We start from the raw sequence: 9,838 nt of genomic DNA on the forward strand, positions 1-9,838 counted from the left end.
ATATTAAAAAATTATTCCCCAGAACAATACATGCTGTTACATTGGAAGGATTTCTAATAAAGCTTACATTGTTTGTATTCGGATTACAATTAAATAAAACAATTAACTAGCAACTTGAATTAATTAATAATTTTATGATTAAAATCTGCGCATTCAAACACTTTTTATTTCTTTTATTGTGCATTCCTTGCTCTATTTTGGCTCAGGAAAACAATTTGTATTTTGAGCATATTAATTATGATGTCAATCTGTCGCAAAGTTCAATATCTAGCATTCATCAGAGTAAAAAAGGATTTATTTGGATAGGTACTGCAACAGGATTAATTCGCTATGACGGATATAATTATTTGCATTTTGTTCGAAATAAAAATAGTATAGGCACGATAAGTAATAATCATATCAATGCAATTTTAGAGGATAATTCAGGAAATTTATGGATAGGAACTAATAACGGACTGAATCTTTTTGATAAAGAAAAAAATAATTTTATAAATATAGATATACCACCAATTAAAGGAGGTAGAAATTACATCTCTTCGATTATCGAAGATGATCATAAGAACATTTGGATTGGAACTTTTGGGGGAGTAAAAAAACTTGATAAAAAAAATAAATTATTAAAAGACGTTTCAAGTGATTCTAATTCTGTTTTCAAAAAAAGCAGAGTGCTTTCATTATTTTATGATAAGAGATACGGCGTTTTAGCAGGTACTTCAAAAGGATTGCTTTGTTTGGATATTAAAAGAGGGATCAAAAGAAGCTTTCCTAAAATATGGTATTCTAATGATTCTTTTTTGAAATCAAAAATTATAAAAATTATAAAGGAAGATAATGGTGATTTATGGTTTGCAACGGAAACTAATGGTGTTTTTTTATTTTCAGAAAAAAGAAATACTTTAACTAACTATCTGCATAATTCTAAAAATAAAAACTCTATTTCTTCCAATTGGGTAAATGATATTCTCGCTATTAATGAAAAGACAGTTTGGTTTGCCACTAAAAACGGTTTGTGCATCTACAGAAAGGATAAAAACGATTTTGTAAATTATAAACACAATCCTTTAATAAGTTCCAGTCTTTCAGATGATGATATAAAATGCTTGTGGAAAGACCGATCTAACAGTGTCTGGTTAGGCACTGTGGGCGGTGGAGTGAATTTTTTTCATAATACAAATACGAATTTTACTCACATTAGTGAAACTACTAAACCTAATTTTGGATTAAACAATTCAATTGTCAATGCAGTTGTTAAAGAAGCCGATGGTTCACTATGGGTGGGTACTTATGGAGGAGGGTTGAATTATCTTGATTTTAAGAATAGTAAAAGTTACAGCTATTTAATAGATAATTACGATGAAGAAAAAACGGTTAATTTAATAACTTCTTTGGTAAGTCAAGATCCAGTAAATTTATTATGCGGTACCTTTAGCGGACTTTATAAATTCAATAAAGTAAGTAAATCATTTCTTCAGATCCCTTTATCAGATCCTAACTCTAAAACAAGAGAGCGCGCCATTACCGCCATTTGCAAAGATGGTGAGGATATATGGATTGGCACAGACGGAAACGGTCTTAAAAAAATAAATAAAGAGGGAGTAATAAAAAGTTATAGTGCTGATGGTAAACCAAATTCGATAAGTGATAATTTCATAACAGATATCGAAAACAGAAAAGAAACGTTATGGATTGCCACTCAGTTTGGTTTGAATTCATTTGATAAAAGGACGGGTAAAGTCGTAGAAGTTTACAATACTTATGGCAAAAACTCTTTATCAAATGTAAGTTTGACGGTTTTATTTACAGATTCCAAAAAAAGACTCTGGATAGGTACAGATTATGATGGACTCAATTATTTTGATCAAAAAAGCGGCAAGTTTTACGTGATCAATAAAGCTATGGGATTTACCGATGAAACAATAAAAAGTATTACAGAAGATGTACAAGGAAATCTGTGGGTAACAGCAAATGATTTATTGTTTAGGATCAAAATCAAACAGTTTAGTTTGCCATTTAAGGCTTCTAACCTGGAAATAACAAAGTTTTCATCTAAAGATGGTTTGAAGGTAAAGCAATTTTCTAACAATTCTGGACTGAGGCTCAATCGTGATCAGCTTGTGTTTGGCTCTTCAAAAGGATTGATAATTTTTAATCCTCAAAAAGTTATTAAAACCCAAAATGAAAGTGAAATTGTGCTCACAAAATTGATTGTAAACAATAGAGAAATACTTCCAGGTGATAAAGATTTTCCGTTAAAAAAAAATATCTCAGAAACTTCTGAAATTACCTTAAAATACGGACAGGCCTACATTGGTATTGAGTTTAGCGCACTAAATTTTGTAAATACTCAGAATAATAATTATTCATATAAACTTGAGCGGTCTTTTAGTAAAGATGGTTGGCATGATATCGGTACACAGCATAATATTAGTTTAATGGATTTGCAGCCAGGTACTTATAATCTTAGTATTAAAACTTCAAATGAAGAGGGCTTATGGAATCCTTCTATAAAGAGTTTGAAAATCATTGTTCTCCCGCCTTGGTGGCGGACTTGGTGGGCGTACCTGATTTATTTGGCCTTTTTTATTCTTTCATCAATGTTACTTTATCGGTTCGTACGAAATAGAGAGATTTTAAAGCGTGCTTTATTTTTAGAACAGGCAGAAAAGGAGAGGCAACAGGAATTGTATAGAATGAAACTGGATTTTTTTACGAATGTTTCGCATGAAATTCGTACACCTCTCACACTTATTAGCGGACCTGTTGAAGAACTTCTCAATACTGTTGAGAAAAATAGCCCTCAGGAAAATAAATTAAAAATCATAAAAAATAATTCAGATAGGTTGCTCAAATTAGTTAATGAGCTGATGGATTTTAGAAAGGCAGAAAAAGGAAGCATGAAAATCTACTGTGAACAGCAAGACATAGTACCTTTTTGTTTTGATATTTATGAATCGTTTCGAGGTATAGCAGTAGAAAAAAATATAGATTACAAATTTGTGCTTAATATCAACTCTATTTTGGTTTATTTTGATAAAAATCAAATGGAAAAGGTGATTTTATAACTTGCTTTCTAATGCTTTTAAGTTTACAAGTAAAAATGGCAGAATTACGCTGGGCGTAGAACAAAAAGGCGCCGATTCTGATATAATTGAAATTAAAGTGAAAGACAATGGTATTGGAATACCGGAGAACAGGAAAAAGAAAATTTTTAAAAACTTTTTTCAATTAGACGATCGCGGAAGTACAAATTTAGGAAGTGGAATAGGTTTGGCATTGAGCAAAAGTCTGGTAGAATTGCATCATGGCGAAATTACAGTACAGACTGAAAAAGATGCTACTTTTACCACTATTTTACCATCAAACTTAAAAAAGGGAAGGATCATTTTAAGAAATCTCAAATAGTAGAAAGCCAGAATCTGGTAGCAGATTTGGTTAATCCAATATCTGATATTAAAACAGAAATTATTCCTAAAAAATTAGATGATGAACCTGAGGCTTTTAACGAAAATAAAAAAACACTCGTAATTATTGACGATAATGAGGAAGTCTTATCATTTATATTTGATATTTTAAGAGCCGATTATCGTGTTTTAAAGTTTTTAAGTGCTTCTGAGGCTTTAGAATTTATGGAAAAAGAAATTCCCGACTTAATTATTAGCGATGTTATGATGCCCGATATGGATGGTTTTGAATTGTGTAGAATATTGAAAACAAGTCAAAATACCAACCATATTCCAGTTATTTTGTTAACAGCTAAATCCTCTACGCTAAACAGAATTGAAGGGCTTTCTACAGGAGCAGATTCTTATATTTCAAAACCTTTTAGTATCGATGTTTTAAAATTAAATATCATAAATTTATTGTCGGCAAAAGAAATAATGCGTCAAAAATATAGCGAAAAGTTTATTGGTAACTCAGAAATTGAAAATCTAGAAACCCCTGAGGGACTATTTTTAAAGAAATTAACGCAAATTATCAATGCCAATATTGACAATAGTAATTTTGATGTAAACGAGCTAGTTAATGAAATAGGAATGAGTCGCACAGTACTTTATAAAAAAGTACAAACTTTAACGAATCAGTCTGTAGCAAGTTTTATAAAAAACATGAGGCTGAGAAAAGCTGCAAATCTATTACTAAATTCTACTTACCCTGTTTCAGAAATCACATACATGGTTGGTTTTAACGACAGAAAACACTTTAGTAAAGAGTTTAAGAAATTATACAATCTGTCGCCTACAGTGTATAAAAATGCTCAAACTTCAAAAGAATAAAAAAAATAACCAGGCTGTAATAAAGAGCCTGGTTGAGTTAATCTAATTTCTCAAAATGTTTTCTATTCTCTCGAGTTCATCATTTGTAAAAGAATAATTTTTAAGACAGGCAATGCTATCTAATAGTTGCTCTGCTTTGCTAACGCCTACTAGCACTGAGCTTATGCGCTGGTCTTTTAGTATCCAGGCGAGTGCCATTTGTGCTAAATTTTGACCTCTTTCTTGTGCAAGCTCATTTAATTGAAGTACTTTTTTTAATTTTTCTTCCGATATTTGATCTTCATCAATAGCTCCATTTCCGCGGTTACTTGATGCTCTTGATCCACTAGGAATTCCTTTTAAATATTTATTTGTCAATAAACCTTGGGCAAGCGGAGAAAAAGGTATGCATCCAACTTGACTTTCCTCTAGTACATTTAATAAATCATTTTCTATCCAGCGATCTAACATCGAGTATCTGGGTTGGTGTATTAGACAAGGTGTTCCTAATTCTTTTAATATCTCAAAAGCCTTCTTTGCATCTTCAGCTTCATAGCTCGAAATACCAACATAAAGTGCTTTTCCCTGACGAACCATCAAGTCAAGAGTACCCATGGTTTCTTCTAGTGGAGTTTCTGGATCTGGACGATGATGATAAAAAATATCAACATATTCTAACCCCATACGCTTTAAACTCTGATCCAGGCTGGCTACTAAGTATTTTTTTGATCCCCAGTCTCCATAAGGACCTTCCCACATTCCCCATCCAGCTTTGGTAGAAATAATTAGTTCATCACGGTAGGGAATAAAATCTTGTTTAAATATTTTCCCAAAGTTTTCCTCTGCAGATCCAGCTGGTGGTCCATAATTATTGGCAAGATCAAAATGTGTTATGCCGTTATCAAAGGCTGTTTGCAATATTGTACGAGCATTTTCAAACGAGTCGATATGACCAAAGTTATGCCATAAACCAAGAGATAAGGCAGGTAGTTTTAATCCACTGTTACCGCATCTGCGATATTCCATTGTTTTGTAGCGATCTGGATTTGCTATGTATGTCATTGATATTTAATTTTAGAAGGTTGTAAGTTACATTATTTAGTTTAAGTTTTCGGCCATATTTAGTGCTTTTATCATTATTTCAAGATCTGTAATGCCTCTGAAACCACTAAAACCTACCGAAATAGTTTTTCCGTTTTTTAATGTAAGAGGCTGACCACCTTGCCATCCTATAAGATCAGGGGTTTCGATTCCATGCGCATTTTCATCAATTTCCTTGTTGAATACCATTCTTTCATACTCGCCCGTTTTTACATCTGTAAGCCATACCTGACTTGCTTTAATCCAAGCTATTTTTTGAGATTCTCTCAAACGCAATTTATTTGTACCAAACATTTTGGCATAAATCTGGCCAAATTCATCAATAATACAAACCGATAGGTTTCCGTTTGAGATGTTTTTATCTTCCTCAATATTCATGTAGATCGGAATTAATTTTTCAATAGAACTGAAGATATTATTTATCGTCATCAGCATTTCTTTGTTTTCCATTTAGTGTCGTTTTGTTTATTTTGATAGTGAATGTATCTCATACAGTATTGCATTTTTTTAAGATTTTAGATGCAAAATTGTCCACAAATCTATTGAGTTTGTCAATCATTCACTGGTTGTATAAGTCTTTTTTTAGGGGTCAGAATGTTCTCAATTTATGATTTTATCAGTAAATATGTTTTGGCTAGGTTGATTTTATAAAATCAGTTGTATGGAGAACAAACACACCCCTAAATAAAAACTATTAGACGCTTGAAAAAAATAAGAATTGATAATATTTGTTTTTCTCAAGCGATATTTTTAAACCTCCATAAAAAAAGTATGCATCTTTTAAAATTATCGCATGAATTTTATTAAAAGTAAAAATAACGATACTGTAGTGTTATGTATAGACAATCAACAGCTTTAGATTTAAAAAAATAAAAAACATGAAAAAAAACAAAACTTTTAACTCTCGAGCACTTCTCTTTTTACCGATAATTTTACTTATAAATTGTACGGTTTTTGGACAAAATTTAAAAATAAAAAAACAAAAGAGTCAGGTAATACTAGCACTAAATGCCTATTCTTTTAATGATTTATTATTGGCAAAAGAAAAAAGAGACAACCAATCTGTTTACACTCTTTTTAATTTAATGGATTGGTGCGCTGATCAAAAAATTGAAGCAATTGATTTAACAGGCTATTATTTCCCCAATTACCCTCAAGTTCCATCAGATGAATATATTACAAAAATACGCACTAAAGCGGAACAATTAGGCCTTGTTATAAGTGGTACGGGCATTAGAAACAATTTTGCTTCGCCTGATCCCGCTGTGAGAGCAGCTGATGTTGAGTTAGCAAAAAAATGGATAGAAGTTGCGTCAAAGTTACATGCTCCTGTTTTGAGGCTGTTTGCAGGGGAAATTCCCAAAGGATATGAAGATAGGTGGGATGAGGTAGCATCGTGGATGATTGAATGTTATAAAGAATGTGCATCGCATGGTGAAAAATACGGTGTAAAAATTGGTATACAAAATCATGGTGATATGCTTCAAACTGCTGATCAATGTTTGAAAGTTCTAAAAGGAGTTGATAGTAAATGGGCTGGTTTGATAGTAGATACAGGTAATTTTAAGACAAAGGATCCTTATGTTGATATTGAATTGCTTGTTCCTTATGCAGTAAATTGGCAAGTTAAAGAAAGTGCTTTTGGTATTGGTAGTCCCATAAGAACGGATTCAGAAAGGCTAATGCACATTTTAAAGAAAAAAGGTTATCAGGGCTACTTGCCAATAGAAACATTACTTGTAAAAGGAGTTCCTTACGATCCATTTGTTCTTGCTCCAGCTTTGATAAAAGAATTAGAGGATGCACGAAGTAAAGTGTATCGATAGCATTTTTTTAAAGGAAATTGATCAAATATTTCATTACTAATAAATTCTAAATCTTTTTTTTAACAAAATGACACACAACACTAAACAAATAAAATTATTCTTGACAGTATTTCTTTTAGTGATGAACTCTTTTATTGTTTTTAGCCAAAAAAATAAAGGTAATTATTTTGCTTTTGAGCAAAACGCTCGACTTGGAAGAGGAGTTAATATTATTGGATATGATCCTATTTGGAATGACAATTCTAAAGCTAGGATGAAGGATAAACATTTTAAATTAATTAAAGAGGCTGGTTTTAATAATGTAAGACTTGTTATGAGTCCGTTTAGGTTTTCTATGAATGATTCAACGTTTACGATTAATCCTAAATTTTTTAAAACATTAGATTATGTGATTAAAGAATCATTAAAGAATCAATTAATGGTAATTGTTGATTTTCATGAGCATAATGCTATCGAGAAAGATCCTTTGGGTACTAAATCAAAAATACTATCGATGTGGAAACAAATTGCAGAACATTGTAAAGGATATTCTGATGACGTTTTATTCGAAATATGTAATGAGCCCAATATGAAACCTGAAACTTGGAATGAAATTCATAAAGAAGTCTATGCCATTCTAAGGAAATCCAATCCCGACAGAACATTAATCATTGGGACCATAAATGGTAATCAAATAAAACACTTAAAAGACCTTGATTTGCCAGAACAGGATCGCAATATTATTGTTGCCATTAATTACTACAGTCCGATACAGTTTACGCATCAAGGTGCACCTTGGTCTAAAAAGAATAAAGATTTGAGCGGTATCGAATGGACGCAGTCTAAAGAAGAGCAAGACGCTGTAAAACTAGATTTTGATATGGCACAAGATTGGTCAAAGTTACACAACAGACCACTAACTTTAGGCGAGTTTGGAGCTTATGAAAAAGCAGATATAGCATCTCGAGTTCGATGGACCAACTACATCGCAAGACAGGCAGAATTGAGAAAGTGGAGTTGGAGCTATTGGCAGTTTGATTCCGATTTTATCCTCTATGATATTGATAAAGATAAGTGGAAAACACCAATACTAAATGCTTTAATTGACTCAGATAAAAAGTAAATAATAAGTACTCCCCAATGAATTACGGGCTCTTGTTTTGGAGCAAATTTTCGTCATAAAGCAATCAAAGTCAGATCTTGTTAAATGTAAATGGAATGGCTTTATAATAACTACAAACAAATAGATTAAAATGAATTTAGAAAATGATAAGGAGCCTACTGCAATAAAAAAATACCGTTGGAGAATGTTATCGTTGGTCTTTTTTGCTACAACAATAAATTATCTCGATCGTCAAGTGATCAGCTTATTAAAAGATGACTATTTAGCGCCATTATTTGGTTGGGACGAAACAGACTATGCCAATATTGTAGTAGCCTTTCAGGTCACTTATGCGTTAGGAATGGTTGGTGCTGGTTTTATTATAGACAGGGTTGGTACAAAATTAGGATACGCGCTTTCTTTAACAATTTGGAGTTTAGCATCTATTGCTCATGCGCTTGCAGGCTCAACATCAGGTTTTATATTTGTGAGAGGGGTCCTTGGTTTTAGTGAATCAGGAAATTTTCCAGCGGCGATAAAAACGGTAGCGGAGTGGTTTCCAAAGAAAGAGCGTGCTCTGGCAGCAGGTATCTTTAATTCAGGGACTAATATTGGAGCCATTTTGGCGCCTCTTACAGTACCTCTAATTGCAGGAATCTGGGGTTGGGAATATGCTTTTATTATCACAGGATTTATTGGATTGATATGGCTGATTTTTTGGTGGCTATTTTATGAAAGTCCTCAAGAACACAAAAAGATATCAAAGGCTGAATATGATTTTATTCATTCAGATGATCAAAAAGATTCTTTATCAGATGGTTCAACTGAAAAGGTAAAGTGGCTTCAATTATTAGGTTACAGGCAAACGTGGGCATTTGCTGCATTAAAATTTTTTAGTGATCCAGTTTGGTGGTTTTTATTATTTTGGAGTTGCTACATTTACTGGGACATAAATTTTAAGACTGTTTAAATAAAAATAAATATCTTAGAATTATGAAAAAACGAGTTTACAGTGCTGAGTTTAAATCATCAGCAGTACGATTAAGTTACGAGCGGGAAAACATCAAAGAATTAGCAGATGAACTAGGTATCCAGGTAGAGCGTATTTATAAATGGAGATCCTCTGAAAAAACATTTACTAATCCAAAACCAATTATTTCTAAAAAAACAGAAACAGATTCTTTAGAAGTCAAACAACTTCGAAAAGCTCTTAAGGAAAAAGAATTAGAGCTTGAGATATTAAAAAAGGCCGTTCACATCTTTTCCAAGAGCGATGGGAAATCTACCAATTCATAGTGAGCTATAAACATTTATATCCCATTGAAAAGATGTGCAGCGTTTTAAAAGTAAGCCGTAGTAGTTATTATAGATGGTTCAGCGGTGGTCCTTCTAATAGATCTATAGAAAATAGTCTATTTACAGACTTAATAAAAGAAGTTTTTGATCTAAGTGGACTTGCAACAAAAAGTGGGACAAATTTTCTAAGACCTATGCTACACTTTTAATTTTATAAAATTCTAGTTCGATTTCTTTAGGTGTTTTATATCCCAAAGAAGAATGCAGACGTTTTCTATTAT

Annotated in this window: 9 protein-coding genes and 1 pseudogene; 8 read left to right on the forward strand and 2 right to left on the reverse strand. The window is 32.2% G+C overall.

What is annotated here, in order from left to right; translation table 11 throughout:
- The 4 genes and pseudogenes from J3495_RS19495 to J3495_RS19260 all read left to right on the forward strand — a co-directional run.
- A pseudogene (locus J3495_RS19495) lies at window positions 1-110 on the forward strand (IS982 family transposase); the annotation flags it as partial.
- A gap of 24 nt (window positions 111-134) precedes the next feature.
- Window positions 135-3,062 carry a ligand-binding sensor domain-containing protein gene (locus J3495_RS18650; RefSeq protein WP_236025509.1) on the forward strand — a complete coding sequence of 976 codons (2,928 nt, stop codon included), beginning with the start codon at window positions 135-137 and terminating at the stop codon, window positions 3,060-3,062.
- A gap of 1 nt (window position 3,063) precedes the next feature.
- The gene (locus J3495_RS19255; protein WP_236025510.1) at window positions 3,064-3,402 is read left to right on the forward strand and encodes a sensor histidine kinase; all 339 of its coding nucleotides are present in this window, start codon (window positions 3,064-3,066) and stop codon (window positions 3,400-3,402) included.
- Between the two features lie 26 nt (window positions 3,403-3,428).
- Window positions 3,429-4,274 carry a response regulator transcription factor gene (locus J3495_RS19260; RefSeq protein ID WP_236025511.1) on the forward strand — a complete coding sequence of 282 codons (846 nt, stop codon included), beginning with the start codon at window positions 3,429-3,431 and terminating at the stop codon, window positions 4,272-4,274.
- A 42-nt stretch (window positions 4,275-4,316) separates the two neighbouring features.
- Here the strand turns inward: J3495_RS19260 and mgrA are convergent, their stop codons facing one another.
- Both mgrA and J3495_RS18660 read right to left on the reverse strand, forming a co-directional pair.
- On the reverse strand, window positions 4,317-5,315 hold the full coding sequence (mgrA, locus tag J3495_RS18655) for an L-glyceraldehyde 3-phosphate reductase (protein ID WP_210668448.1): 999 nt from the start codon (window positions 5,313-5,315) through the stop codon (window positions 4,317-4,319).
- Window positions 5,316-5,351: 36 nt separating this feature from the next.
- Window positions 5,352-5,804 carry a GlcG/HbpS family heme-binding protein gene (locus J3495_RS18660; protein ID WP_210668450.1) on the reverse strand — a complete coding sequence of 151 codons (453 nt, stop codon included), beginning with the start codon at window positions 5,802-5,804 and terminating at the stop codon, window positions 5,352-5,354.
- Window positions 5,805-6,232: 428 nt separating this feature from the next.
- Here J3495_RS18660 and J3495_RS18665 point away from each other — a divergent pair, with 428 nt between their 5' ends.
- The 4 genes from J3495_RS18665 (at window position 6,233) to J3495_RS18680 (ending at window position 9,557) form a co-directional block, all read left to right on the forward strand.
- Window positions 6,233-7,180: a sugar phosphate isomerase/epimerase family protein gene (locus J3495_RS18665; RefSeq protein ID WP_210668451.1), complete on the forward strand. Its 948-nt coding sequence runs from the start codon at window positions 6,233-6,235 to the stop codon at window positions 7,178-7,180.
- 67 nt (window positions 7,181-7,247) lie between these two features.
- The gene (locus J3495_RS18670) at window positions 7,248-8,282 is read left to right on the forward strand and encodes a glycoside hydrolase family 5 protein (RefSeq protein ID WP_210668453.1); all 1,035 of its coding nucleotides are present in this window, start codon (window positions 7,248-7,250) and stop codon (window positions 8,280-8,282) included.
- 130 nt (window positions 8,283-8,412) lie between these two features.
- Window positions 8,413-9,231 (forward strand): MFS transporter, encoded by an 819-nt coding sequence (locus J3495_RS18675; protein ID WP_210668455.1) that lies wholly within the window; start codon window positions 8,413-8,415, stop codon window positions 9,229-9,231.
- Window positions 9,232-9,254: 23 nt separating this feature from the next.
- Window positions 9,255-9,557 carry a transposase gene (locus J3495_RS18680; RefSeq protein ID WP_210668457.1) on the forward strand — a complete coding sequence of 101 codons (303 nt, stop codon included), beginning with the start codon at window positions 9,255-9,257 and terminating at the stop codon, window positions 9,555-9,557.
- Window positions 9,558-9,838: the final 281 nt, after the last annotated feature.

The organism is Flavobacterium geliluteum, from assembly GCF_017948595.1.
GTDB lineage: Bacteria > Bacteroidota > Bacteroidia > Flavobacteriales > Flavobacteriaceae > Flavobacterium > Flavobacterium flavipigmentatum.

Excerpts from the sequence above, each read along its gene's own strand:
- J3495_RS18650 (WP_236025509.1), top strand. The coding sequence starts at position 135 with ATGATTAAAATCTGCGCATTCAAACACTTTTTATTTCTTTTATTGTGC.
- mgrA (WP_210668448.1), bottom strand. The coding sequence starts at position 5,315 with ATGACATACATAGCAAATCCAGATCGCTACAAAACAATGGAATATCGC.
- J3495_RS18660 (WP_210668450.1), bottom strand. The coding sequence starts at position 5,804 with ATGGAAAACAAAGAAATGCTGATGACGATAAATAATATCTTCAGTTCT.
- J3495_RS18665 (WP_210668451.1), top strand. The coding sequence starts at position 6,233 with ATGAAAAAAAACAAAACTTTTAACTCTCGAGCACTTCTCTTTTTACCG.
- J3495_RS18670 (WP_210668453.1), top strand. The coding sequence starts at position 7,248 with ATGACACACAACACTAAACAAATAAAATTATTCTTGACAGTATTTCTT.
- J3495_RS18675 (WP_210668455.1), top strand. The coding sequence starts at position 8,413 with ATGAATTTAGAAAATGATAAGGAGCCTACTGCAATAAAAAAATACCGT.
- J3495_RS18680 (WP_210668457.1), top strand. The coding sequence starts at position 9,255 with ATGAAAAAACGAGTTTACAGTGCTGAGTTTAAATCATCAGCAGTACGA.